Below are 24,715 nucleotides of genomic sequence, written 5' to 3'. Positions count from 1 at the left end.
AATAGGGCATAATGTAGCCACCACATAATAAATCAGGAGTTTGGGTGAAAATTATTTCGGTGCGTCAGGAGCCAGCCTATCGCGATGTGGCTATCGATTATTTCCAGCGACAGTGGGCATCGCCAGAGACCATGATGCTGTATCAAGACTCGATAACCCGTTGTATCGAGGCGGTAAATCCGCTGCCGCAGTGGTATTTGTTGCTGGATGGGGAAACCGTTGTGGGTTGCGCGGGTCTGATTACCAATGACTTTATCAGCCGCATGGAACTGTATCCGTGGCTATGTGCGTTGTACGTCGATGAGCATTATCGTGGGCAAGGTTGCGGCGCATTGTTGGTCAACCACGTAGCCAAGGCCGCAAGCGAGCTGGGATTTCCCTGTTTGCATCTGTGTACCGATCATGTGGGTTATTACGAGAAATTGGGTTTCAGCTTTGATGGGCTTGGCTACCACCCGTGGGGCGAGTCGTCACGGGTTTATTCGTTGGATCTTGCCTAGTGGCGTAGCGGTTAAACGGGCGCAGCGGCGCCCCCACGGTTGAGCATCTCGCTATTTGGGCTGGTTCCAAGGCATTTTAACCAACAGCGTCGCCATCCCGCAAAATCCGCTGATGCCAGCAAATAGCAACCCAGCACCTACAAAGCCGGACAAGAGGAAGAACAGGGGAGATATGACATACCCCAAGATTGTCCCAGCCAGAATAAGTGAGCCAGCAGCAATCTGCACCTGTCGCATGATGGGAAGCGGCTGGTTCTTACCCTTCACGATAGGCAATCCCTGTTGCTTCCAGCCGTTGATACCGCCTTCGAGCAGGTAAACCTTGGCAGGTGTTGCGGCTCCTGCCAATAGCGCTGCGTTTTCTGCCGTACGGCGGCCAGACTGACAGTGAAAAATCACAACATTCTCCTCGTTAACCGCCTGCGGTTTCCCACCTTTCTCAATATCAGGCAGCGATAGCAAGCTGGCTTGGGCAATATGCTCGTGGGCATATTCATCCATTCCGCGAATATCCAGCAGCTGCGCTCCCTGCATGATAAATTTTTTCGCTTGCTGGGCAGTTATCGTTTCTATGTTCATGGTGTCCTCAGGGGCAATAGATGGCTTTTAGCGTGCTGATGACCTGCTGCACGGCGCTATTTTTAATCGAGTAGTTGATGCGCTGCCGATCGCGGGTGCTTTCAATCAGCCCTTCCTCGCGCATCTTGGCTAGATGCTGTGATGTCGCTGATGGGCTAAGCCCGGTAGCCAGTGCTAACTCACCGGCACTGGTGCCTGGAGCATCAACCAGCATACAAAGGATCAACAGGCGGCGTGGGTTGCTCATGGCTTTGAGCAACGTCGCGGCGGCATTGGCGCTGGCAAGCAGCGAGGCGTTTTCGTCAGTCATTAATTACTTTAGTATTTGCTAAATTTAGTAAACACTAAAGTAGTTGGCGGGAAAATGCACGTGTTTTTTCAAGCGGCAAACAAAGGCTCACACTTGAGCTCATTACAGCATTAGATATATAGCGGCTATAGGGAGCGGCGCGTGAGGCCTTCGTAAATCAGCTTAATGGCGAAAGCCCCGATCACCACACCGATCGCTCGGCTGGCTATCCGTTGCATGCTGGCATAGGTGCGCCGTACCGCTGGCAAGGAGAATGCCTGGCTGAGAAAAACGCGCCAGATAACCGAACTGAGCACTATTCCCAGCCAGGCACTCAGTTTGGCCCAGGTGGGCGTATTGGGGCTCAGGGTTACGGAGAAGATACTGATGAAAAACAGCACCGTCTGCGGATTAGAGAGATCGGTGATCAGGCCCCGGCGGAAGAAGATATACCAAGGCGCACTGAGCGGTTGTTGCAGCGCATGGGAGTGTGGCTCTGCCTGTTTATTCATACTCTTATAGGCAAACCAAAGGAGATATAACCCGCCGACGACCTTGATGAACGAGAAGATCCCCTCGCATTGCGTGATCAGCGTTGCCATACCGAACAGACCAAGCCCTGAATAAATGGCGTCACCTAGTGCCACGCCAAGCCCGGTCAGCATGCCAGCGCGGCTACCGGAGGCAAGACTGGTTTGCACCACAACGAACAGATTGGCGCCGGGGTTGAAAAACGTTAATACAAACAGGCCGATCGTCAGGGTGATTGCATGTAGTGGTTCCATCTCGGCTATCCTTTCTGCGCTCAAACGCCAATGATATGGCTAGTCCTGCACCGGCGATGCGAATCGCATCACATCTATGTCGCAGCTCCTCGATTAGCGTTGATGGACGTCTTCTGGAAACAACAATCAAATCTCCTGGTTTAAGTCGTATTGCAACCCATCTTATATAGATTAAGACACCCCGCACCGTTTTTATCCTTTTACCAATCTAATCAATGTAACATTGAAAGTTAATATAATTACTGGTGTTTAGGTTTTAGTGATGATGGGTAAATATATAAAATAAACCCTTAAGTCCAATAGTGGATTTTTGCACTATATTTGCACCCAAAACAGGTTGAGATGCTTTTGTTGCTATGGATAATACACAGCAACAGATGAGATGATACTTAGAAATGAAAGAAACATCTTGTGCAGGTCACAATAGGATTCTCGTGATTTGCTCATTGAGTTTCGATTTATTACTGAGAGGGTATCTTACTGGGATAGGCTGTAAACAAACATTAACTATGGAAAAGCTGAGTGAATGACTACCCACTTTCAAAGTAGGCAGTGAGATTGTTTTTCATTTATCGGCGAACATTTTTTTACTAAGGAATATTGTTATGAAAAAGAATCTTATTGCTGCTATCGTTACCGTTTCAACTCTGTCTGCTGCTTCTGCAATGGCTGCTGATGGTGAGGTTCACTTCAAAGGTGAAATCATCGATTCCGCTTGCGAAGTGGTCAACAACGTAAGCAACCCGCTGGACGTGACCTTGGGTCAAGTGGCTAAAACGGCCTTTACCGGTGCGGGTTCTACTGCTGCAGCAACTAAATTCACCCTGCAACTGAAAAACTGCCCGGATTCTGTGACTAAAGCCGCGGTCAAGTTTGATGGTACTGCAGAAGGTGGCGACAACAACGTACTGCAACTGACTCAAGAGTCTGGCGTTGCTACCGGTGTTGGCATTCAGCTGTCTGATGCATCAAATGCAGTTCTGCCGTTATTTACTGCTTCAACTTCATACACACTGGTTGCTGGCAGCACAGTGAACAACCTGGACTTCGTAGCACGTTACATCGCAACTACTGATGATGACATTACTGCGGGCCCGGCAAACTCTGTAGCTAGCTTCTCTGTTATCTACAACTAATATTTTTCGCCAGAGTATTTAACTCACGGTGATGAATATCCAGATCGGATCAGCGGTTAATTCCGTTGATCCGCTCTTCTTAATTTTACGTGGACCTATAATATGAAATATTTATCAACCGAATTGACTGCTGTTTTATTTGTGACTGCATCAACAGCACAGGCCGGGGTTATTATTGGTGGAACAAGGCTGATATATGACGGAGCGAAAAAGGAGTCTTCACTGAGCGTCAATAATCCGGATAAAGTGCCTTATTTGATCCAGTCCTGGGTTGATGTCACTGACGGTGGCGCTGAGAAAGCCCCCTTTATGATCACCCCTCCTCTGTTTCGTCTTGACGGCGGGCAGCAAAATATTCTGCGAGTAATACGTGCCGGGGGCAATCTGGCCAGTGATAAGGAATCCCTTTACTGGATAAACATTAAATCCATCCCGTCTTCAGAGAAAAAAGAAGGCAGGAATACCTTACAGGTGGCGGTAAAAACGCGTCTTAAGTTGATTTTCCGCCCTCAAGGTTTGAAAGGGGTCCCTGAAGAAGTCACACAAAACCTTAAATGGCAGCGCAACGGTAATCAGCTAGTGGTGACGAACCCTACCCCTTTTTATATGAACTTTCAGCAGGTGACATTGGCGGGTAAAGAGGTGGCGAGTGCGACCTATGTTGCGCCAATGAGCAGCGCCAGTTTTGCCTTGCCTGCCGGTGCTACCAACGGCAGCGTGGGTTGGAAAATCATTAGTGACTACGGTGGAGTCGGCGCGCTCCATACCAGCGGGCAGTAATTACGAACCAGCAAGTGTTCTCTCAGGAAAGTGGGAACAGAACAATCATCAGGCCTAGAGGTTTTGGAGCAGTAACGGATGAACAGCACACGACACAATAAAATAAGGCGCAAGACCCCGCGTCTCAGCCAACTGGCCTGGTTGATTACCCTGTTAACTAGCGGTCTTTCTTATAGCGTCATGGCACGTGACTACTTTAATCCTGAACTGTTACAGGTCGATAACCCACAGCAGGGTAAAACAGACCTGTCGGTGTATGAAGAAAGTGGGAGCCAGGCTCCAGGCACTTACCATGTTGATATCTATCTGAACAATGACAAGGTTGATACCCGCGATGTGACCTTTAAACTGCAGCCTGGTCAAAAAAGCCTGCAGCCGTGCCTGAGCGCCCAGGCTTTAGCTGAGATGGGAGTAAAAACCAAGCTTTTTCCTGGTTTAGGCGAGACGGAGTGTGCTGATTTGAGTGCGATCCCACAGGCCAGCACCGAGTTACGCTTCAATGCACAGCAATTATTGATCAGCATTCCTCAGGCGGCGGTATCGCAGGCTGCACGAGGTTATGTACCCCCTGAACTGTGGGACGAAGGGATATCGGCAGCCCTGTTGAATTACAGCATGACAGGGGCCAGCAACTATGCACGCAACAACACGGTGCAGGATAGCGACAGTCAATTTGTCAACCTGCGTCCTGGGATAAATTTTGGCCCCTGGCGGTTGCGAAATTATTCCACTTACAACCGCAGTAGCGACGGTCAGGATAAGTGGGATACGGTTTATACCTACGCTCAGCGCAATATTGTTGCGCTGAAAAGCCAACTGACGTTGGGTGACAGCAGTTCGCCATCAGACGTGTTCGACAGCATCCCTTTTCGTGGGGCGCAGATAGCCTCGGATGACGATATGATGCCAGACAGCATGAAGGGTTATGCGCCAGTAGTACGCGGTATTGCTCGGAGCAATGCGCAGGTCATCATTCGCCAGAATGGTTATGTGATCTATCAGAGTTATGTTGCACCCGGCGCGTTTGAAATCACCGATATGTACCCGACCGGTGGTAGCGGTGATTTATATGTCACGATTAAAGAGGCTGATGGCAGCGAACAACAACTGGTGGTTCCTTATGCTTCTTTGCCGGTGTTGCAGCGCGAAGGGCGTTTGAAGTTTTCCCTGACCAATGGGCAATATCGCTCATACGACAGCGATGTGGATAAAACCGTCTTTAGCCAGGGGACCGCCATTTATGGTCTGCCGTTTGGTTTTACGGGTTACGGCGGTGGTCAGTTTGCCAGCAAATACCAATCGCTAGCAATGGGGGTAGGGAAAAACCTTGGTAGTGTTGGTGCGCTTTCCGTGGATGTCAGCCAGGCCTGGTCTACGATGAAGGATCAGCCGAAAGATAGTGGCCAGTCGTGGCGTGCACGTTACAGTAAGAACTTTATTCAAACTGGGACCAACTTCGCGATAGCTGGTTACCGCTATTCTACGGCAGGTTACTACAGCTTGCAGGAAGTACTTGATACTTACCATAGCGGGAACAGCAGTTCGCTGATTGAGCGCCGGCGCAACCGCGCCGAGCTAACCATGAATCAGAGTTTATGGAATAACGCTGGATCGTTGTCGATAAGTTTGGTGCGTGAAGATTACTGGAACAGTGACCGCAATATGAAGTCTATTGGTGTGGGTTACAACAATAGCTGGAATGGTATTAGTTACGGTCTCAATTACAGTTACAACGAGAACTCGACGGTGAATCGTAGTTACGTCGCCAATGGCGATAGTAATGAGCGGATCTACGATCGCGACCAGTTGTTCGCCTTCAATGTCAGCGTGCCCCTATCTCGCTGGCTGAAAAATACCTATGTCACTCACAACATGAATACCAGTAAGAACGGAAATACGACCAATACGCTGGGTATAAATGGTACGGCTCTGGCAGATAATAATCTGAGTTGGAGTGTACAAGAAGGTTATGGCAGCCAGGGTGTTGGCAACAGCGGTAACCTGAATGCTGATTATCGCGGGACCTATGGTGAAATTAACGGTGGCTATGCTTATGACCAAAACAGCCAGCGGCTGAATTATGGCCTACAGGGTGGTGTCGTGGTGCATGAAAATGGCGTAACGCTGGGACAGCCCCTAGGTGAAACCATCGCGCTAGTTCAGGCTCCCGGGGCCGTTGGCGTCGGCGTCAGCAACCAGACTGGGGTTAAAACCGACTGGCATGGCTATGCCATCGTGCCTTACGCGTCACCCTACCGTAAAAATCAGGTGCAGTTAAATACTGAAACGTTGCCAGCGGATGTGGAGCTGACCTTGACGACTCAGAATACGGTTCCCACTCGTGGTGCGGTCGTGCGAGCCAGCTTTAATGCCAACGTGGGGCAGCGTGTAATGATGACATTATTACACCAGGGTGGAGAACCACTGCCGTTTGGTGCGACAGTCTCTGATCCGCAACAGAAAAACACCCAGGCGTTTATTGTTGGAGACGGTGGGCAGGTCTATCTGACAGGGTTGGCGGACAGTGGGGTATTAATCGCTAAATGGGGCAATGAGGCTTCGCAGCAGTGTCAGGTGAAGTACTCTTTGACAACGCAATCAACCGATTTTGGTATTAAGACAATGAATGGAGTATGTCATTGATTCAATATCAATCGATGCGGATTTCCGTTATGGAATTCTGGAGTAAAGTAATGAAAATGAGTGAGATAAAGTTTAAAATAAACCTTTGTGGAGCGGTGTTTAAACTTCTTTTTCTATTAATTGTTGGGTTATTTACATCAAGTCATGCCTATGCTCTAGCCTGTAAAAATGCATCTGATGGCAGTGCTTTTTTAACCGATAATATTATCACTGCGACTGTTCCACAGACGTTGCCCAATGGCACAGTGATTTGGCGTTCTGAAAATAGGACCATGACGGTTAAATGCTGGAAAGATCAGGGGTGGAATGGACCGACAGAGGCGGCAGCAGAAAACGTATATACCTACCCAAACCCTGGCTATTACTTTCAAAGTGGCTATGGAATAACTGTAGGGATCGTCGCTAATGGCCAGACTATCGATATAAATAACTATCGTACCCAAGTACCAGGTGTTATTGTTCCTTATTGCGACCAGTCTTCAGACTGGTGTAGAGATAATGCATCGGTCACCTTTACTTGGAACTATTATGTGTACATTTCAAAAGTGGGGGACTTGATAGGTGATCATTATGGTGGGAGTGATTACCTTCCTGTTTTTCAGATAGATGGTGTTGGTGGTCTAAATACGACGCCGAACTCGAACTTTAGATATAATATTACAGGTATGAATAACATTAAGTTTATTAACTGTAATGCGATGGTGTCTGTAACGCCAAATAATATAGATTTTGGCACTATCGTAGCACCAACAAATGTACAGGTTGGCCAGCTTGCTAAGTCGAATGCTTTTAAAGCTACAGTGACAAAAGATTGTAATTCACCCTTTAAGCTAACAGCTGTTTATAGTTCGCCAGCCACTAAAGTTGGCACGGATACTTTGGATATGGGGAATGGCCTGGGTGTGAAGGTTAAAAATATGATCACCAACTCCTATGTTCAATATGGAGACATTAATAGCTTTGCTGATCTGACTGTGGATAACTCTGTAGATATTCCATACCTTGCGGAGCTATCATGGATTAGAGGCTTTGCTAATGTTGGAGTATTTAACTCTTCGATTACGATTACTGTTTTTTATAACTAATAGTAAGGCCTCACAGAGTTTTGTTACTCCATTTTTTACATAAATATTTACACCTAAACTTAGAGAGATAAACGTATAGTGATGAAAAAATTAATGACACAGCCTTTTTTTGTACTTTTAGGCCTGGTTTTATCCATTAATGTTGCACAGGCTGCTCCGATAAATATCAACATTACTGGGGTAGTGGTTGCCGCGCCTTGTATCGTTAATAATAATGACAGTAATCTTAATGTTGATTTAGGCAGGAATATTCAGGCTTCTGATTTGTCAGCAGGAGGTTCGGGTTCAACACTAACACCATTTACTTTATCGTTAACGGGGTGCCCTTCGGGAACGAGTAGCGTCAAGGTCAGTTTCTCCGGGGCCCCAGAGACAACTGCACCAACCAGGTATAAAAATACCGGAACAGCCACTAATCTCGCCGTGGAGCTTTCACAACAAGGCACAGGGACCATCCTGGGTAACGGCAGTACGTTAACGCAGGCCGTTCAACCAGATAGAACCGTGACCTATGCATTGAATGCCCGTGCCTATTCAGTTGCGGGTAGTGTTATGCCTGGCAATATCAGCGCCGTGGTACAGGCCAACTTCACCTATAACTAAAGCCATGTTGTTCACAAGGAGTGGCCTGAATGAACGCACTGATAAAAAATACCCTGCTGATAATGGTCGCTAGCTCAATGAGTTGGGCTGTGCAGGCCACCAACATCAACATCGCCGGTAATGTGGTGGCCAGCGCGTGTAATGTTGACAGTGGGTCTGTCAGTCAGGACGTCGATTTCGGCCAGTTGCGTAGCACCGATTTAAAAGAGGCGGGAACCGCCACCGACTGGAAACCTTTTACCGTAAAACTGACTCACTGCCCGCTTTCAACCAGCAAGGTGACGGTCACCTTCTCGGGCTCCCCGTCAACTGATGGTGCGGATTTGTTTGCCAATAGCGGCACGGCAAAGAATGTCGCCGTGCAGGTGGTACAAGATGCAAATAAAGCGCTGGTGCAGGGAAACGGCAGTCGTATGACGATTAATGTTGATGCCCAACATGAGGCGATATATGCCCTGGCGGGGCGGATCTATAGCGTCAATGGCGATACTGTAGCAGGTACCCTGAGTAGCGTTTTGGTAATGAACTTTACCTACCAATAAGTGTTGCCTGCTCAGGGAGTGAGCCAAATAGAAATGATATTTTATTGAATAGGCCACGATATATTATCGTGGCAGGTATCTAACATGTTGTTTATAGCTGGTTTTATTTTAATTGGGAAGCATGGGAATGATGAGTGAAGTTAACAGTTTTATCAATGCCAATGCGGCTCTGGCTTCAGCAATGAGAGTTCCCTGGGCATTAATTATGGATACTTGCGTAATGACGCGTAACGGCCTTAGCTCGGTATTGAAAAAAACACAGTTTAAGGCTGGCGAAGTCATGATACTTAATAAAGCGTCTGATATTCTTCTCTGCCTGAAGTCAGGTTTGCCAGATGTAGTCGTTATGGAGTTATGTGGGGACGGCGAGTCGGTATGGGAAGGTTTACGTATTATTTCTACCTGTCAACAAGGTTGGCCGCAACTCCCCATAGTGGTGTGTACGGCACTGAGTGACGTACGCTTTTTGCAACAGGTTAAATCACTTCAGGTTAGCAGTATTTGCTTTAAACATGATCCGTTAGAGTCCATTGAAGACTGCATTATGCATGCTAGATGTGGCTTACATCTGGACAGCCCGACGATTCAAAAGTTGCTAAATAGTAAATGCCATTCACTCCAAATGCTTACCAAAAAAGAGATTGAGGTGCTGGCTTATCTATTGGCTGGTCGCAGTGTGAGTGAGGTGTCACGTATGCTCAATCGTGATATCCGAACCATCAGTAACCATAAGTGCCATGCGCTGACAAAACTTGGATATAAAAATAATAATGATCTTTATACTCGTGGCCTGTGGATGTTGAGAAATGGCCTTTACAACTTAGAAGATGCCAAACAAGTATGAATACACCGTCACCGATTATCAACCTGGCTATCATGGCGGAGAGCCCATTAACCCGTCTTGGCATTGAGCAGTTTGCTCTGTCATTGAATCAGGAGTTCCGCTGTCAGATACAAGTCGCTTCAGTGTATCAACTCTGCCAGCGAGTACAGGAGCAGCCAATCGATTTATTGATCAGTGGGCTTGCAGGGTCACAGGAAAGTGCCGCTAAAGGGGTAGAAAAGCTAATCAAGTTGTGTTTCTTACGGCCCGAAATTCGGCAGATCATTTACATTTATAGCCGTTGCGGCAAGCTTTTACATAGATTGGGTCATCAGCCACAGGTGAGTCTGATTTCTCGCCAGGAAACGCAGGAACAGGTGAGAGAGTGCTTCACGCAGGCATTGAACGGTTTTAGAGTCTGTAGCCCTAAGATCCAGGCTGCCATTAGTGGATATGCTAAGGAAGATATAACGGTTTGGCACCGGTTGACCAGCAGAGAGCGTGAAGTTTTACATCTGTTGTTCGACGGTTTCAGCCTGACAGAGGTGGCCAAGCGGCTGAAACGTAATATCAAGACGGTTAGCGCCCATAAACGTAACTCGATGCAAAAATTGGGGGTTTATGACGATGCTGAGTTGTTTGCACTTAGAATGCATTTTTTTGGTGCAGAAAAAATCTTAAGTGCTGGCTTTTGGCGATAGCAGATAAGGAGAGCTAATCAAAATTTTTCTGGTAATTTATTCATTTTAATCAGCAAACCTCTTTTGATGACGATATAACCACCTGCATTAAGCGCAGCTAAGGTTTTCATCACGCCACTACGCGACAATGACGTTCTATCCAGAATGTATTGTACGGCAGAGACCGTTGCCCGGGTTTCAAAACTCTCCTCGCTTAATGCGGTTAATAAATTGCAAATTAGCTCATAATTAGGTATTGCCGTTGTTGACTTCATATATTCGTTGAAGCGTGAGTTAACATGCATTAGTGAATAAGCCACTGCTTTCCATAGATCGTGATCGTCAACGTGGCGATAGAACTCGTCCAGTGATAGATAGATATATTCTATGGCAGTAGTCGCCTGGACCTTCAAATGAGCAGGTGCTGGCGTAAAATTGCTGAGGCCAGTAATACCGGGAGCTATCATGGCATGCAAGATCAGTGAGTCACTGTTGCGTTTGATGACACATTCTCCTCGTACTAACAGAAAGCACATCCTCTTATCCTGCAATAAAAACTGGAAGGATTGTCCTGGTTTACCCTTCCTAACAGGGAAGAGAGTCAGAGGAAGAAGGGAGTCGATCAAGGCTTGTATATGCGCCACTGGTTTGGACGTAAGGCCATTTTTATCATAATTATCCATGAGTTTACCCTCGAAAAGACATAGGTTGTTAAGTATAAGACAGGTACAGCCGAAGAGGCGGTTAAAAAAGCTTGCCATGGTCTACCTGCTCATAACTTGAGCGCCAGGTGCATGCACATAAGTCTACTTTTGGATTTTGAGAGCAAAAATGCACCATAAAGCCTTTGAGCCTATTAGGTTACTATAAGATAATACTCAAACACGAAAGAGACCAAGACGGTGTCGGTAACGTTTTTACTTTAGCTAAGCAGTGGCAGATAGCCTCTCGTTTATAAAAGGATTTAGCATGAGTCATCAGGAAGCTGGGTGAAACCATTGAGAAAATAATAAATTAAAAGATTATTTTCCACCTAATTTCGAATCTCAGAGTAATTGAGGGTTTCATATTGCTATTTAATATGAGGTTTCACCTTTAGGCTGATTTTCGATGCCTGCAACAGGATCTTATCGTTCATTTGAGTAACTGATATGTATGATTTTAGCAAAGTTATTGAACAAGATATTCCTATTATCTCGATGGGAGAAGTTTTAACGTCAATAAAATCGATCACTCAAGTAAGGCATGGACGGCCTGGTCTGCGTTTCTATCTTGACCAGAGTGATAAAAGAATGTGTTTTTTACTCTACAGTGGGACCTGTATTGCAAAAAGAACCAATGATTCGTTAGTGTTATCAACCATCCGATCACCAAGCATATTTGGGCTGCAAGATTTTTTTCACGCTAAGTCCGATATGCATCTGTTGGCAATGAGTGATATAGAGTACGGGATGGTAGCCGTGGATGATTTTCTCTCTTATGTGGATGATAACCATCTCTGGAAAAACATCTGCTATATGCTGATGCTTTCCGCTACGCGCTTTAGCGAGTACCAAAAAGAAACGGTAGGTATCAGTAATTATGAGTTGATCTGTAATCTGCTGTTGTCACTGAGTGCTGAAAGCTTTGAGATAAGAGCGACTACCACTGCATTGGAGTATATTCAAGAACGTAGTTTGCTCTCTCGTAGTGGGATCATGAAAACGCTGGCAACCCTGAAAGAGGGCGGTTATATAGTGATTAAAAAGGGTTTATTGATCAGTATAAACTCATTACCCAAGAGGTTTTAAGCGGGCGTCAGCAAGGTGTTAGTCTCAAATAAAATTACGATAACCTACGGCATATCTTGCTGAAGATCTGGGGCTGTTTATGTGGTTTACGACTTGGAAAAGCGAATACTACAGCATATTGATGGCGCTATTTCATTATTTGGGAAAGTGGGTGAACCAACTGCCGGACTGGGCAGTCTTTGAATAAAGCCTTGCATAGTTCGGGGTTTTAGAAAGTAGCTAAACCTCAACCGACTCGCGATGTAAGGGTGGTTAAATGGGCGCAGCTTGCGGCGCCCCTACGAGCGAACATGTTCGCTGTCATCAATCCTTGGTTGTCTCATACCATCAGGTAAATATGCCGTCAGCCTTTTGGCAGTAAAGCTCCAATTAGTGAGATAAATACGCCCCCAGTAGTAAAGGCATGCGCTGTTTTGTATTCCTCACCCTTAATGTCTTTAAATCTGGCAAGGGCTGATTGCGGGGAGGTGGCTTGCAACTCTTCAAATTGCTTGGCATACCCTTTATCTAGCAGGTGCTTCTGATTTTGTGAGAAATCGGCTACTGAGTTATCCAACACTACAATCTGTTCGCCCTTCACGAAAAAACTGTAAATCACCATAGTATCTTCCTTAAGTCGGTGTTACGACGATCCTAACATCGTATGAATACAGTGTGCTGTCAAGGTTGGCTATCAGGAAACAGTTTCTGCCACCATTCAGGTTTCATATCTTCAAACGAATGATATTCCGGTGCCAGCGCAGGATCATTTGGATTATCAAATATCCCAGTTAGTAATGCGATAACGGGGCCGTCATCTATGGCTCCAATGGAACTGCCACACCGTGGACAAAAGGCTCGGCTTGAGGCGGGTGAGGAACGGTAGGTAGCAGGTTTACCATTTTTCCCCGTCCATTGGACATTAGGGGCCGAAAACTCAACCCATGCGGCGGACTGCGCACCAGTATGCTTTTGGCAAATGTCACATGAACAAGTGTGTGGGTTGGTGGGGCTTATTGCCTTAAAGCGGATGGCTCCGCATAGGCAGCCGCCGGAAAATTCGTTAGTCATCCGAGTTTGCTCGATGGTTGAGTGGGTTGTTTTAACGTTAGCAGAGGGGACTCTAAATCGACATTAGGGGGAAGGCGGCAAATCAGCCACAGTTTGCCTTCCCAAAGACACAAAAAAGCCCGCAACGTGAATTGCGGGCTTTTTCGTCACTGTCGCCGGGTCTATCTGGTATCACTGGCGACCTATTTGGTGGAGCTGGGGGGATTTGAACCCCCGTCCGAAATTACTACACCGTCGGCACTACATGCTTAGTCCAATCTTTACATTCGCCGGTCAGCTGCGGATGGACACGCCACTAACAAACTAGCCTGATTAGATTTAGCACTTTAGCCCCAGGCAGGACTTCCATGCGATCTCTTTTGGGTTTGACCTCTCTTGATCCCCGTCTTAAGAGCGGAAGCTAGGGAGAGAGGGCTCTAAGCAGGGTATTAAGCTGCTAGTGCGTAGTTTTCGTCGTTTGCGACTATTTTTTTGCGGCTTTTTACGAGGCAAACCGCCCCTCGGCATGCTCCTAGGGCTTCGCAAATCCCGTCGAATCCAGAATCAGCCCCAAGTACTTTGTGCAGTATAACAGAAGATTACCCTGTTAAGCCAGCGGCTTAACGATTGGCATGCTTCATGATACGGGCTTTCGCCGTCTGCCACTCACGATCTTTGATGTCATCGCGCTTATCGTGTTCTTTCTTACCTTTGGCTACGCCGATCTTCACCTTGCTCCAGGCATTTTTCCAATACATGGAGAGGGCGACGACGGTATAACCATCGCGGGTAACGCGGCCGATCAGTGAGTCTAGCTCACGTTTTTTCAGCAGGAGTTTACGGGAACGTGTTGGATCGCATACCACATGAGTTGAAGCAACGTTCAGCGGCGAAATGGTGGCGCCAAACAGATAGGCTTCACCGTCGCGGAACATCACATAACTGTCGCTGATGTTAGCTTTGCCAGCACGCAGTGATTTTACTTCCCAACCTTGCAGGGCCAAACCCGCCTCGATCTCCTCTTCAATGGAGTATTCGAAACGTGCTCGCTTGTTTTGTGCAATGGTTGCGGAACCGGGTTTGTATGCTTTTTTCTTTGTCATAGTGCGCTCATTATACTGGATGACGCAGCGAAAGAAATCCTTTCCCACTCAGCACCTGCGCAATTTCTCGCATTTTGGATCCGTGCCGCGCGTAGCAGATTTTTTGTTTGGCGCCAGATAAATGGTATTATCTGTACGTTTTTTGCCTCTCAGGAAATGATATGCCCCAGATCAGTCGTTCTGCCTTAGTGCCGTTTAGCGCTGAGCAGATGTATCAGTTGGTTAACGATGTTCATTCTTACCCCGATTTTCTGCCAGGATGCACCGGCAGCCGGGTGATTGCCGCTTCCCCTAATGAAATGACCGCCGCGGTAGAGGTGGCAAAAGCCGGCATCAGCAAAACCTTTACCACGCGCAATACGCTGCTGGATAACCAAAGCATCAATATGCAACTGGTCGATGGCCCGTTCCGCAAGCTGATGGGCGGCTGGCAGTTCACTGCGTTAAGCCCCGAGGCGTGCAAGGTAGAGCTGCACCTGGATTTTGAGTTCACCAACAAACTGATCGAGCTGGCCTTCGGTAAAGTGTTTAAAGAACTGGCCGGTAGCATGGTGCAAGCGTTCACTCAGCGCGCCAAAGAGGTCTACAGTGTCTGAGATACGCGTTGAGGTGGTCTATGCGTTGCCAGAACGCCAATATGTGCGCCAGGTTAAGTTGGTAGCAGGCAGCAGCGTTGAGCAGGCCATCCTGGCTTCTGGGCTGTTAGAGCTACGGAGCGATATTGATTTGGCCAGCAACAAGGTGGGTATTTACAGCCGACCGGCTAAGCTGAGCGATGAGCTCAATGATGGCGACAGGGTAGAGATTTACCGGCCATTGATTGCCGATCCGAAAGAACTGCGCCGTCAGCGGGCGGAAAAGGCAAAAAAATAAGGCGCTCAATGCGCCTTATCTTCATCAGAACGTTGTCTTCCGAGTTGCAGCCTGCGACTGTCATGAAGGATCTCACTCTTCCCTCACGGGCCGGATGACAGCTCCGGCTCGGCTTACTCAGTCAGTGCCGGTTTATTCTGCAGATCCGTCAACACGCCTGCGCTGTCGAACGTCAACGTCAGCGTTTGCTGTGTGATCTTCTCATGGCCCGGCTCTTGGCGGAACACGTAGAACCACGTCTGGGTACCAAACGGATCCTGCATCATTGGCGTGCCCAATGTGTAAGCAACCTGTTGTTGCGTCATTCCCTTGTGGATTTTTGCCACGTCGGTTGGTGTCAGGTAGTTACCCTGGTTGATATCAGGCCGGTAAACCACCTTCTCAAAAGTAGAACAGCCTGCGGTCAGCATCACAAGAACCACAGCGGCAGCTGTCAGCATTTTACAGCGCATAATAATCACATTCCTTTAGGGCATAGGATGCCGATGATAATAGACCTTGCAGCAGTTGGGAACCTTTACAGGGCCTCATTATGACCTCAGGAAAGTAAAAAAGTTATGCGGCCAGCAATTCTTTTGCATTTGCCAGCGTATTTTTAGTGACTTCACTGCCGCCAAGCAGGCGCGCCAACTCTTGCAGACGGGCGCGTTTGTCCAAGGGGGACATCTGGGTTTCGGTTACCGTGCCGTCGGTTTGCTTGCTGACAAATAAATGCTGATGACCGCAACCGGCGACCTGCGGCAGGTGGGTGACGCACATAACCTGAGTTGATTCACCCAACTGGCGCAGCAAGCGGCCAACAATGGCGGCCGTTGGGCCACTGATGCCTACGTCCACCTCATCGAAGATCAGCGCCGGAGTTTCCATTTTACGGGCGGTAATGACCTGGATGGCTAATGCGATGCGGGAAAGCTCACCGCCGGAGGCCACTTTTGCCAATGATTGCAGCGGTTGCCCCGGGTTGGTGGAGACGCAGAACTCAACGCGGCTGGCCCCCTCACTGCTCAGGTATTCCGGTTCAAAGCGGACGTCGATATTGAATTTGCCGTGCGGCATCGAGAGTGCATTCATGCTCTCGGTGATCAGGGTGGTTAACTCGGCTGCATAGTGCTGCCGCTTCTGGTGCAATTGCTCAGCCAGCGCCAGCGCCTGTTGATGATGCAGGTTGACTGCTTCGCTCAGGTGTTGCTGATCGCTAGCCTGTTGGGAAAGCAGCTGTTGCTCATCCAGCAGTTGTTGATGCAGACCGGGTAATTCTTCCGGTGAAACATGGTGCTTACGTGCCAGGCTGATTTGGCGCGACAGGCGTTGTTCCAGCTCATGCAGGCGGTTGGGATCGAGATCCATGCGGTCTGCGTAATGGCGCAGTTCATCGCTGGCTTCGCTGATTTGGATCGAGGCTTCTTCCAGCATATCCAGCAGGCCGCTTAACTTCTCATCCATGCCGATCAGATCCAGCAGCAGGTGCTTGGTGGTGTAGAGTTGGCTGAGCATGTTGTGTTGTTCGTCATCGGCCAGCAGTTGCAGGGCCTGCTGGCTGAGGGTCAGCAATTGGCCGCTGTTGGCCAGACGCTTGTATTCGCTGTCGATTTGCTCAAATTCACCGGCCTGTGGGGCGAATTCGTTCAGCTCTTTCAACTGGTATTGCAGCAGTTGCTTGCGGGCATCGCGCTCGAGAGATTGCTGCTGATGGTGCGCCAGTTCGCGGCAGCTTTGATGCCATTGGTGGTAAGCCTGGTTCATGGCGGCCTGCAAGACCGGTTCGCCAGCATAGGCATCCAGCAACTGTTTTTGGTGTTCGGGTTTTAGCAGCAACTGGTGAGCGTGCTGGCCGTGGATCTGGATCAGGCGCTGGCCAAGTTCCCGCAATTGGGAAAGGGGAACGGCGGTGCCGTTGATAAAGCCACGGGAGCGGCCATCTGTCCCGATCACGCGGCGCAGCAGGCACTCGTTGCTGTCATCCAGCTGGTTTTGTTCCAGCCATTCGCGGGCGGATGGGGTATCCGCCAGTGAGAAGCGGGCACAGATATCGGCACGGGAGGCCCCCAGACGTACCACGTTGCCGTCTGCGCGGTTGCCGAGGCACAGGCCCAACGCATCAATAGCAATCGACTTACCGGCACCGGTCTCACCGGTGATTGCCGTCATACCCGCTTGAAAGTCGATCTCCAACTCACGAACGATAGCAAAATTGCTGATGGTTAATTGCGCCAACATAGGGACCTTCCTGTGTATAAACACATAACTGTGATTTCATACAGTATAAACTGGTTTTATATACAGTAAAGCGGTTGGCGCCATTTTTAGAATAATTTTTTTGACCAGCCCAATTTGGTGCTCAACGTGTTGAAATAGCTGTAGTCCTTGGGGTGGATCAGGTTTAAGTGGAAGTCACTGCGGCGGATCAGTACCTCTTCGCCTTCCTGAATGGGCAGGGCGATCTGGCTGTCGCAGCTGATTTCCAGATCGCTGCCGATATGGGAAAACTTCAGGCGAATGGTGCTGTCACCGTTGATCACCAGCGGCCGGGCGGAAAGCGTGTGCGGGAACATAGGCACCAGTGCGATGGCTTCCAGCGATGGGGTCAGAATGGGCCCGCCTGCGGAAAGCGAGTAGGCGGTAGAACCGGTCGGCGTGGCGATGATCAGGCCATCGGAACGCTGCGAGAAGGCGAAGCGATCGTCTATATAGACCTCGAACTCGATCATATGCGCCACCTTGCCAGGGTGTAACACCACTTCGTTAATCGCGGTGCTGACGCGGCATTGCTGGTGTTCTTTATGGACGATGGTTTCCAACAGGAAGCGCTTCTCGTCGATATATTCCCCTTCCAGCACGTCCGCCAACTGCTGGAGTGCGTTGTCTGGGTCGAGATCGGTCAGGAAGCCGAGATTGCCACGGTTTACCCCGATCACCTTGATGTCATAACGCGCCAATACGCGCGCTGCGCCCAGCATATTACCGTCACCACCCACCACGACGGCCAGATCGGCCCGTTGACCAATCTCCGCCAGGCTGCCGGTATCTACGTCTTTCATGCCCAAATCGTGGGCAATCTGGCGTTCAAGGATCACCTTGTAGCCACGGGCAACCAACCATTCGAACAGCATTTCATGAGTAGCCAATGCGGAAGGGTGACGCGGGTGCCCAACAATGCCAATACATGCAAATTTTTTCTTCATCGCTGCCATTTTCCTCACCAGGGACGGTTTATGCCCCACATTGTGACCGGTTGACTTGAAACCCCGGTTTTGATCCCCATAATAAGCCAAGTTGCGAGATTAATGCTAAAACGCGGAGATATTCATGAGTAGTAAAGAACAGAAGACGCCAAACGAGCAAGCCTCGGAAGAAATGGAACAGCAAGCACAGCACGAGGAAGCCATGGCGGCAGGCGCCGATCTGCGCGATGATCGCATTGCCGAGTTGGAAGCCCAACTGGCTGAAGCTCAGCAACGCGAGCGTGATAGTGTGCTGCGTGCCAAGGCCGAAATGGAAAACGTTCGCCGCCGTAGCGAGCTGGATGTCGAGAAGGCTCACAAATTCGCGCTGGAAAAATTCTCCGGTGATTTGCTGCCGGTGATCGACAACCTGGAGCGTGCGCTGGAGCTGGCGGACAAGAACAATCCTGAACTGGTCGCGATGATCGAAGGGATTGAACTGACGCTGAAGTCACTGCTGGACGCGGTACGCAAGTACGGCATCGAAGTGGTAGGTGAACTCAACGTGCCATTCAACCCGGACGTTCACCAGGCGATGAGCCTGATGGAATCAGCCGACCATCAGCCGAACCATGTGATGATGGTGATGCAGAAAGGCTACACGCTGAATGGCCGCCTGCTGCGCCCTGCGATGGTAGCGGTATCCAAAGCCAAGTCCTAATAAGACCTGCTGAGGATAAAGGCACCCGCGCGGTGCCTTTTTTGTGCCTGGATTATTCCTGCGGCAGGTGCGGCACCCAGTCAATCGGTGCCAGGCCTTGTTGTTCCAGTAACTGATTGGTTTGCGAAAAGTGGTGGCAACCCAGGAAACCGCGATGGGCAGAAAGCGGGGAGGGATGCGGCGCTTTCAACACATGATGGCGCTGGCGATCGATAAAGCTCCCTTTCTTTTGTGCGTGTGACCCCCACAGCAGGAACACGACACCCTCGCGATTTTCGTTTAACGCGGCAATGACCTTGTCGGTAAAGGTTTCCCAGCCCAGATTGGCATGAGAATGCGCCCGGCCACCTTCAACGGTTAATACGGTATTGAGCAGCAGTACGCCTTGCTCGGCCCAGCTTTGCAGGCAGCCGTGTGTCGGGCGTTCAAAGCCGGGGATATCCGTCACCAGCTCTTTGTACATATTGACCAGTGAAGGCGGCGCAGGGATGCCTGGGCGCACGGAAAACGACAGGCCATGGGCCTGGTTCGGGCCGTGATAGGGATCTTGCCCCAGGATCACCACTTTGACGTCTGCCAACTCGGTAAAGCGGAAAGCGTTAAACACGTCTTTCTGCGGTGGGTAAATGGTCTTACCAGCCTGGCGTTCATTAGCTACAAAGGCGAGTGTATCCAGAAAGTAGGGCTGCTCTTTCTCTTTGCCGATGACGTCGTGCCAGGTGAGGGAGGTAGACATAAGCACTCTCCTTTGTTTTTGTTAGCAATTCATGGTGCATAGCTTACCGTTAACCTCTGCTCGGCGAAACCCGCTTTTTCAATGGGTATGGCGAGCGAGATATACAAATTTTTTTGAAAATTTACAAAAATAATTTTAATGAGCAAAAAGGTAAAATTGATATAAAACATAAATTTGCCTCTACCACTCATTTCAGTACCCCGTAAAAATTGATTTTAGTCAAAGAATTGACCCGGTTTGACTGGTATACAGAACAACAAGACAACATTGGTTTTACCAAATGGCCGGAAACCACAACCGAGTTTTCGGCGACGTAGAAATTTTTCTCCCTATTACGGAGGCAACAAAATGATTACTGGTATTCAAATCACTAAAGCGAACAATCAAGCACTGGTGAACTCTTTCTGGCTGCTGGATGAAGAGAAATCAGAAGCGCGCTGTGTATGTGCCAAAGCGGATTATGCGGAAGATCAGATCGTGCCTGTTAGCGAACTGGGCCAGATCGAGTACCGCGAAGTGCCGATGGAAATGCAACCTACCGTGCGCGTAGAAGGTGGTCAGCACCTGAACGTGAACGTGCTGCGCCGTGAAACGCTGGAAGATGCGGTTAAGAACCCAGAAAAATACCCGCAGCTGACCATTCGTGTTTCTGGTTATGCGGTGCGTTTCAACTCACTGACGCCAGAACAGCAACGTGACGTTATCGCACGTACCTTTACCGAAAGCCTGTAATTTTCGGCTAGGTAGACAAAAGGGAGCTTCGGCTCCCTTTTCTATTGTCTTCACCCCAGAAAATAGATTTTGATCACATTACCTGCAAAAAATAATCATTCCCATTACAGAACTCGTATGACTCGCCGATAGCTAAATCAGTTCCATTTGGGGCTGTCTATTGATAAGGAGTCTCTATGAGTTTGCCTTTGAGTTTCATCTCGACGATGACGCCCATATCCGCTGTATCTGCTGCGGCACTCCCGGCTCAAAACGCAATAAAACCAGTCCAAACCGACGAGCCACAGGTGACAAAAACTGCTGTGTCGCTCCCCTCTGAAAATAGTCGTAATGCACAAAACCTGTTGAATTCACTGACTCGCGATCTCTCTGCTGCGGTCCCTTTGGCTGCTAGGCTGGAGGTGTCTCGTGGGCAAGAGTCTCAGCAGGGCGATTACTCTTTGGCGCTATTGGCCAAGGATGTCTACAACCTAACGGGGCATGGTGCAGAGGGTTTTTCACGCATGAGTGATAACGATTTGCTGAGTGTTGGCATTGACCCCGCAAGTCTATTGGATACAGCCTCGGGCTTACAGGCGGGTATTTATTCGAATAAGCAGCACTATGTGCTGGCTTTCGCTGGTACTAATGATATGCGCGATTGGCTGAGCAATGTGCGCCAGGCTACCGGGTACGACGATGTGCAGTACAATCATGCCGTGGCGATTGCCAAGAATGCCAAAGCTGCGTTTGGTGAAGCGTTAGTGATCACCGGCCATTCGTTGGGGGGAGGATTGGCGGCAACGGCGGCGTTGGCAACCGGTTCTCTGGCGGTAACATTCAACGCCGCTGGGGTTTCCGATCATACTCTGAACCGTTTCGGTATTAATCCCGCTGCGGCAAAGCAAGATGCAGAATCTGGCGGGATCCGTCGTTACAGTGAACAATACGATATGTTGACGGGGACGCAGGAGTCGACCTCTCTGCTTCCAGATGCTATCGGGCATAAAATAACCATTGCCAACAATGAAACTCTGAGCGGCACTGATGCTTGGCGGCCAAGCAAATATTTCGATCGCAGCATGACGGCACATGGCATCGATAAGGTAATCAGTTCAATGGCGGAACAAAAGCCATGGGAGATCAAGGCGAATGCCTAAAAGGTGGTGCAGAGGCTGCTGGATAGCGGCTCTCGTTTTGCCCCTGTTTGGGATCGCTGGGTTATTGATGGTAGCCAAGGAGCACTATATGGAACAGCAAAATTCGCCATTTGCGGGTACCGATAGCCTGTCTTTATCACAGGCGGTGGCTGAAGATGATGTTTGGCAAATTAGCCAGCAAGCAACAGCTGAACGGCTTCATGTGCGGGGAGATTTGCAGATCACACTGTTGCAGTGGGCGATTCTGCAGCAGAGGCCAGGCAGTGTGCAGGCATTGATACAGGCGGGGGCAGATATTGGGCAACCTGGTATGGAGGGCAACGGGGCATTGCATACGGCGGCGATGGTCAAGGATGCGCAATATTTACGCTTGCTATTGCAACAGGCTCCCCAGGTTAATATACGTAATCTGGTCACTGGGGCTACGCCATTAGCCGCCGCTGTGCTGGCGGGGCGGGAGGAGCAGGTACGTATGCTGTTGAATGCCGGGGCTGATAGTACATTGAGTGACAGAGTAGGGGATACGCCCTTGCACCTGGCTGCAAAAATCAACGCACCACAGTTGGCGCTGCTCCTGTTACAAACGGGGGCTGATGCCAAGGCACTAAATCAGCAAGGGAGAACGTTCCAGTATTATTTTGCCCAGACGCCAGTGCATTTACAGAATAGCGAGTTGCGTGAGCAGTACCGTCAATTGGAGAGCTGGCTCAAAAGTCAGAAATTGGCAGGGCACTATACTCAGCCTTGAAAATAAAAAACCGCCTTCAAAGTGATGGCGGTTTTTTGATGGCAGAGAGATTATTGTGCGTCTGGTTTGGCTTTTGGCTGGCGGCGCTTACCGACGTTTTTCGCGTCGCGATGGCGTACCTTCACCTTGGCCTTCTCTTTGTTCTTCAGCTTGTCTTCGATGCGCTTGGCCAGCACCTTCTTCGAAGGTTTACCGTTGCTCTTCTCACTAGGCACCTTGGTGGATGGACGCAGTTCGTCGATCACACGGGCTTTCAGTGGCTCATTGAGGTAACGCCCCACTTTGCCCAGCAGCAGATGGTCGTGCGCCTCTACCAGCGAAATGGCGGTGCCTTTACGCCCGGCACGGCCAGTACGGCCAATGCGGTGCAGATAGGTATCGGCAGTGCGCGGCATATCGAAGTTGAACACGTGGGTGATATCCAGGATATCCAGCCCGCGCGCTGCAACGTCGGTGGCGACCAGCACGTTGACGCGGCCATCCATCATGCGTTTTACCGCTTCGTTACGCTTGGCCTGCACCATTTCCCCTTCGAGATAGCAGGTATTGATGCCCGCTTCACGTAGCCAGGCGGCCAGCTCATGCACGCGCTCACGCTTACGTACAAAGATCACTGACTTCTGCACGTCCGGCTGTTGCAACAGATGCACCAGCAGGGCGGTTTTATGCTTCACGTCATCGGCGCGGTAATACCATTGCAGGATCTTTTTACGTTCGCGGCGGGAAGGATCGGCTTCAACCTCAACCGGCTCCTTCAGGATGCGCTCGGCAAACTCGCGGATAGCTTCGCCTTCCAACGTTGCGGAGAACAGCAACGTCTGGGTACGCCAGCGGGTTTCCGCCGAGATGGTCTCGATGTCTTGCGCAAAGCCCATATCGAGCATGCGGTCGGCTTCGTCCAGGATCAGCGTTTCTACCGCACGGCAGTCAAAGTTTTCTTCTTTGATGTATTGCAGCAGGCGGCCGGTGGTAGCAACCACCACGTCCTGGTTTTCACTAAAGACTTCGGCGTGGTTCATATACGCCACGCCGCCGGTGATGGTGGCGATATCCAGCGAGGTATGCGCAGCCAATTCACGAGCCTGATCGGCCACCTGCATTGCCAGCTCACGCGTCGGGGTGAGGATCAGTACGCGCGGTGGGCCAGACTTCTTACGTGGGAAATCCAGCAGATGCTGCAGAACCGGCAGCAAGAATGCGGCGGTTTTGCCCGTGCCGGTCGGTGCCGAACCTAATACGTCGCGCCCGTCCATGGCTGGCGGGATTGCCTCGGCCTGGATAGCGGTGGGGCGATCGTAGCCTTTATCACGCAAAGCGAGGATCAGGCGCTCATCGAGTTCGAGTTCGGAAAAATTGGTTGCTGTCATTATCTACCTCTACTTGGGGCGCCGATTATAGACGGGATGGCCGCAGGGTTCACCCTTTTTAACTTTTACCCTAGATCAGTTTGCCTTATGCTACGCCAGTTTTGTCTGCTGGTGGCCATTGTGAGTAATCAAATTAAAACTAAATCGACCCCGCGCCGCGGCGGTTTTACCTTTAAGCAGTTCTTTGTCGCCCACGATCGTTGCGCGATGAAGGTGGGTACCGATGCGGTTATGCTCGGCGCCTGGGCTGCCGTGGATAACGTGCAGCGGGTGCTGGATATTGGCTGCGGCAGTGGGCTGATCGCCCTGATGTTGGCGCAGCGCACGGCTGGCGAGGTCACCATCGATGCGGTTGAGCTGGATAACGCCGCCGCCTTGCAGGCACGTGATAACGTGTTGGAGTCGCCTTGGCCGCAGAAGATCCAGGTGCACAGCCAGGATATCCATCATTTTGCCCAGCAGCATGCCCATTGTTACGATCTGATCGTCAGCAATCCACCGTATTTTGAGCCTTCCGTCGCCTGTCGCGATCTGGCTCGCACCAACGCCCGCTATACCGAAACCCTGACTCATGATGCCTTGCTGGATAGCGCCGAACGATTGATAACGGCCGAGGGGCAGTTCTGCGTGGTGCTGCCTTATGAGATTGGCGAAGCTTTTGAAGTGAATGCCCACCAACGTGGCTGGCACACCGCACGGCGGCTGAACATCAGCGACCGGGCCGACACGCCAAAACACCGTTTGATGCTGGCATTAGCGCGCAAACCGGTGGCGAAAGAAGAGGCCGAGCTGGCAATAAAACTGGCGGATGGCAGCTACACCACCGATTTCCGCCAGTTGATTACCGATTTCTATCTGAACTACTGAAGCC

Annotated in this window: 29 protein-coding genes and 1 other RNA gene; 17 read left to right on the top strand and 13 right to left on the bottom strand. The window is 49.8% G+C overall.

Annotated features, from left to right (window positions below; genetic code table 11):
* The first annotated feature begins 44 nt into the window (after window positions 1-44).
* The gene (locus A6U95_RS26505; protein WP_065686653.1) at window positions 45-500 is read left to right on the top strand and encodes a GNAT family N-acetyltransferase; all 456 of its coding nucleotides are present in this window, start codon (window positions 45-47) and stop codon (window positions 498-500) included.
* 51 nt (window positions 501-551) lie between these two features.
* Here the strand turns inward: A6U95_RS26505 and A6U95_RS26500 are convergent, their stop codons facing one another.
* The 3 genes from A6U95_RS26500 to A6U95_RS26490 all read right to left on the bottom strand — a co-directional run bounded on the left by A6U95_RS26500 (window position 552) and on the right by A6U95_RS26490 (window position 2,153).
* Window positions 552-1,079: a rhodanese family protein gene (locus A6U95_RS26500; protein ID WP_065686652.1), complete on the bottom strand. Its 528-nt coding sequence runs from the start codon at window positions 1,077-1,079 to the stop codon at window positions 552-554.
* A 7-nt stretch (window positions 1,080-1,086) separates the two neighbouring features.
* Window positions 1,087-1,389, bottom strand: a complete 303-nt coding sequence (locus A6U95_RS26495) for a metalloregulator ArsR/SmtB family transcription factor (protein WP_024530946.1) — start codon at window positions 1,387-1,389, stop codon at window positions 1,087-1,089.
* A 125-nt stretch (window positions 1,390-1,514) separates the two neighbouring features.
* On the bottom strand, window positions 1,515-2,153 hold the full coding sequence (locus A6U95_RS26490; RefSeq protein ID WP_065686651.1) for a LysE family transporter: 639 nt from the start codon (window positions 2,151-2,153) through the stop codon (window positions 1,515-1,517).
* A gap of 605 nt (window positions 2,154-2,758) precedes the next feature.
* Here A6U95_RS26490 and A6U95_RS26485 point away from each other — a divergent pair.
* The 8 genes from A6U95_RS26485 (at window position 2,759) to A6U95_RS31760 (ending at window position 10,466) form a co-directional block, all read left to right on the top strand.
* A complete protein-coding gene (locus A6U95_RS26485) occupies window positions 2,759-3,289 on the top strand; it encodes a fimbrial protein (protein ID WP_065686650.1) in 531 nt (176 codons plus the stop codon).
* 102 nt (window positions 3,290-3,391) lie between these two features.
* Window positions 3,392-4,069, top strand: a complete 678-nt coding sequence (locus A6U95_RS26480) for a molecular chaperone (protein WP_065686649.1) — start codon at window positions 3,392-3,394, stop codon at window positions 4,067-4,069.
* Between the two features lie 78 nt (window positions 4,070-4,147).
* Window positions 4,148-6,712 carry a fimbria/pilus outer membrane usher protein gene (locus A6U95_RS26475; RefSeq protein WP_083196468.1) on the top strand — a complete coding sequence of 855 codons (2,565 nt, stop codon included), beginning with the start codon at window positions 4,148-4,150 and terminating at the stop codon, window positions 6,710-6,712.
* Complete coding sequence (locus A6U95_RS26470; protein ID WP_065686648.1) at window positions 6,703-7,797, top strand: hypothetical protein; 1,095 nt, start codon at window positions 6,703-6,705, stop codon at window positions 7,795-7,797. The genes A6U95_RS26475 and A6U95_RS26470 overlap by 10 nt, the downstream gene beginning before the upstream one ends.
* Window positions 7,798-7,878: 81 nt before the next feature.
* Window positions 7,879-8,400, top strand: coding sequence for a fimbrial protein (locus A6U95_RS26465; RefSeq protein WP_074423408.1), 522 nt, complete (start codon window positions 7,879-7,881; stop codon window positions 8,398-8,400).
* 29 nt (window positions 8,401-8,429) lie between these two features.
* Window positions 8,430-8,942 (top strand): fimbrial protein, encoded by a 513-nt coding sequence (locus A6U95_RS26460; protein ID WP_065686647.1) that lies wholly within the window; start codon window positions 8,430-8,432, stop codon window positions 8,940-8,942.
* Window positions 8,943-9,069: 127 nt separating this feature from the next.
* The gene (locus tag A6U95_RS26455) at window positions 9,070-9,786 is read left to right on the top strand and encodes a response regulator transcription factor (protein WP_065686646.1); all 717 of its coding nucleotides are present in this window, start codon (window positions 9,070-9,072) and stop codon (window positions 9,784-9,786) included.
* Window positions 9,783-10,466, top strand: coding sequence for a response regulator transcription factor (locus A6U95_RS31760; RefSeq protein WP_065686645.1), 684 nt, complete (start codon window positions 9,783-9,785; stop codon window positions 10,464-10,466). The genes A6U95_RS26455 and A6U95_RS31760 overlap by 4 nt, the downstream gene beginning before the upstream one ends.
* 17 nt (window positions 10,467-10,483) lie before the next feature.
* On the opposite strand, the gene A6U95_RS26445 is transcribed toward A6U95_RS31760, so the two are convergent.
* Window positions 10,484-11,128 carry a helix-turn-helix domain-containing protein gene (locus tag A6U95_RS26445; protein ID WP_158006245.1) on the bottom strand — a complete coding sequence of 215 codons (645 nt, stop codon included), beginning with the start codon at window positions 11,126-11,128 and terminating at the stop codon, window positions 10,484-10,486.
* A 468-nt stretch (window positions 11,129-11,596) separates the two neighbouring features.
* Here A6U95_RS26445 and A6U95_RS26440 point away from each other — a divergent pair, with 468 nt between their 5' ends.
* Window positions 11,597-12,235: a helix-turn-helix domain-containing protein gene (locus A6U95_RS26440; protein WP_065686643.1), complete on the top strand. Its 639-nt coding sequence runs from the start codon at window positions 11,597-11,599 to the stop codon at window positions 12,233-12,235.
* Between the two features lie 343 nt (window positions 12,236-12,578).
* Here the strand turns inward: A6U95_RS26440 and A6U95_RS26435 are convergent, their stop codons facing one another.
* From A6U95_RS26435 to smpB, 4 genes are all read right to left on the bottom strand, one after another.
* A complete protein-coding gene (locus A6U95_RS26435) occupies window positions 12,579-12,836 on the bottom strand; it encodes a hypothetical protein (protein ID WP_065686642.1) in 258 nt (85 codons plus the stop codon).
* A 59-nt stretch (window positions 12,837-12,895) separates the two neighbouring features.
* Entirely contained in the window at window positions 12,896-13,285 is a 390-nt protein-coding gene (locus A6U95_RS30225) for a GFA family protein (RefSeq protein ID WP_074423407.1), read from the bottom strand.
* 187 nt (window positions 13,286-13,472) lie between these two features.
* Window positions 13,473-13,836, bottom strand: a transfer-messenger RNA (tmRNA) gene (gene ssrA, locus A6U95_RS26430).
* Between the two features lie 48 nt (window positions 13,837-13,884).
* Window positions 13,885-14,367, bottom strand: a complete 483-nt coding sequence (smpB, locus tag A6U95_RS26425; protein ID WP_021178921.1) for an SsrA-binding protein SmpB — start codon at window positions 14,365-14,367, stop codon at window positions 13,885-13,887.
* A gap of 161 nt (window positions 14,368-14,528) precedes the next feature.
* Here smpB and A6U95_RS26420 point away from each other — a divergent pair, with 161 nt between their 5' ends.
* Window positions 14,529-14,963, top strand: a complete 435-nt coding sequence (locus tag A6U95_RS26420; protein WP_021178920.1) for a type II toxin-antitoxin system RatA family toxin — start codon at window positions 14,529-14,531, stop codon at window positions 14,961-14,963.
* Window positions 14,956-15,240: an RnfH family protein gene (locus A6U95_RS26415; protein WP_065686641.1), complete on the top strand. Its 285-nt coding sequence runs from the start codon at window positions 14,956-14,958 to the stop codon at window positions 15,238-15,240. The genes A6U95_RS26420 and A6U95_RS26415 overlap by 8 nt, the downstream gene beginning before the upstream one ends.
* 113 nt (window positions 15,241-15,353) lie before the next feature.
* On the opposite strand, the gene bamE is transcribed toward A6U95_RS26415, so the two are convergent.
* The 3 genes from bamE to nadK form a co-directional block, all read right to left on the bottom strand.
* Window positions 15,354-15,692: an outer membrane protein assembly factor BamE gene (gene bamE / locus A6U95_RS26410; protein ID WP_021178918.1), complete on the bottom strand. Its 339-nt coding sequence runs from the start codon at window positions 15,690-15,692 to the stop codon at window positions 15,354-15,356.
* A gap of 103 nt (window positions 15,693-15,795) precedes the next feature.
* Window positions 15,796-17,457, bottom strand: coding sequence for a DNA repair protein RecN (recN, locus tag A6U95_RS26405; protein WP_065686640.1), 1,662 nt, complete (start codon window positions 17,455-17,457; stop codon window positions 15,796-15,798).
* Window positions 17,458-17,543: 86 nt separating this feature from the next.
* A complete protein-coding gene (gene nadK / locus A6U95_RS26400) occupies window positions 17,544-18,422 on the bottom strand; it encodes an NAD(+) kinase (RefSeq protein WP_024485805.1) in 879 nt (292 codons plus the stop codon).
* Window positions 18,423-18,546: 124 nt separating this feature from the next.
* Here nadK and grpE point away from each other — a divergent pair, with 124 nt between their 5' ends.
* Window positions 18,547-19,122, top strand: coding sequence for a nucleotide exchange factor GrpE (grpE, locus tag A6U95_RS26395; protein WP_021178915.1), 576 nt, complete (start codon window positions 18,547-18,549; stop codon window positions 19,120-19,122).
* Between the two features lie 52 nt (window positions 19,123-19,174).
* Here the strand turns inward: grpE and ung are convergent, their stop codons facing one another.
* Window positions 19,175-19,858, bottom strand: a complete 684-nt coding sequence (gene ung / locus A6U95_RS26390; RefSeq protein ID WP_021178914.1) for a uracil-DNA glycosylase — start codon at window positions 19,856-19,858, stop codon at window positions 19,175-19,177.
* A 348-nt stretch (window positions 19,859-20,206) separates the two neighbouring features.
* Between ung and grcA the strand changes: the two genes are divergently transcribed.
* The 3 genes from grcA to A6U95_RS26375 all read left to right on the top strand — a co-directional run bounded on the left by grcA (window position 20,207) and on the right by A6U95_RS26375 (window position 22,477).
* Window positions 20,207-20,590 (top strand): autonomous glycyl radical cofactor GrcA, encoded by a 384-nt coding sequence (gene grcA / locus A6U95_RS26385; RefSeq protein WP_021178913.1) that lies wholly within the window; start codon window positions 20,207-20,209, stop codon window positions 20,588-20,590.
* A 176-nt stretch (window positions 20,591-20,766) separates the two neighbouring features.
* Entirely contained in the window at window positions 20,767-21,729 is a 963-nt protein-coding gene (locus A6U95_RS26380; protein WP_065686639.1) for a DUF2974 domain-containing protein, read from the top strand.
* On the top strand, window positions 21,722-22,477 hold the full coding sequence (locus A6U95_RS26375) for an ankyrin repeat domain-containing protein (RefSeq protein ID WP_065686638.1): 756 nt from the start codon (window positions 21,722-21,724) through the stop codon (window positions 22,475-22,477). Before A6U95_RS26380 ends, A6U95_RS26375 begins: the two co-directional genes overlap by 8 nt.
* A 50-nt stretch (window positions 22,478-22,527) precedes the next feature.
* On the opposite strand, the gene srmB is transcribed toward A6U95_RS26375, so the two are convergent.
* Window positions 22,528-23,844 carry an ATP-dependent RNA helicase SrmB gene (gene srmB / locus A6U95_RS26370; RefSeq protein ID WP_024485802.1) on the bottom strand — a complete coding sequence of 439 codons (1,317 nt, stop codon included), beginning with the start codon at window positions 23,842-23,844 and terminating at the stop codon, window positions 22,528-22,530.
* 87 nt (window positions 23,845-23,931) lie between these two features.
* On the opposite strand from srmB, the gene A6U95_RS26365 reads away from it, so the two are divergent.
* Window positions 23,932-24,711, top strand: a complete 780-nt coding sequence (locus A6U95_RS26365; RefSeq protein WP_065686637.1) for a methyltransferase — start codon at window positions 23,932-23,934, stop codon at window positions 24,709-24,711.
* Window positions 24,712-24,715: the final 4 nt, after the last annotated feature.

Source organism: Serratia sp. 14-2641, assembly GCF_001692375.1.
In the GTDB taxonomy this organism is placed as follows: Bacteria; Pseudomonadota; Gammaproteobacteria; order Enterobacterales; family Enterobacteriaceae; genus Chania; species Chania fonticola_C.
Note: the sequence above shows the minus strand (reverse complement) of the source record. Positions and strands in the feature narration are given on the sequence as shown.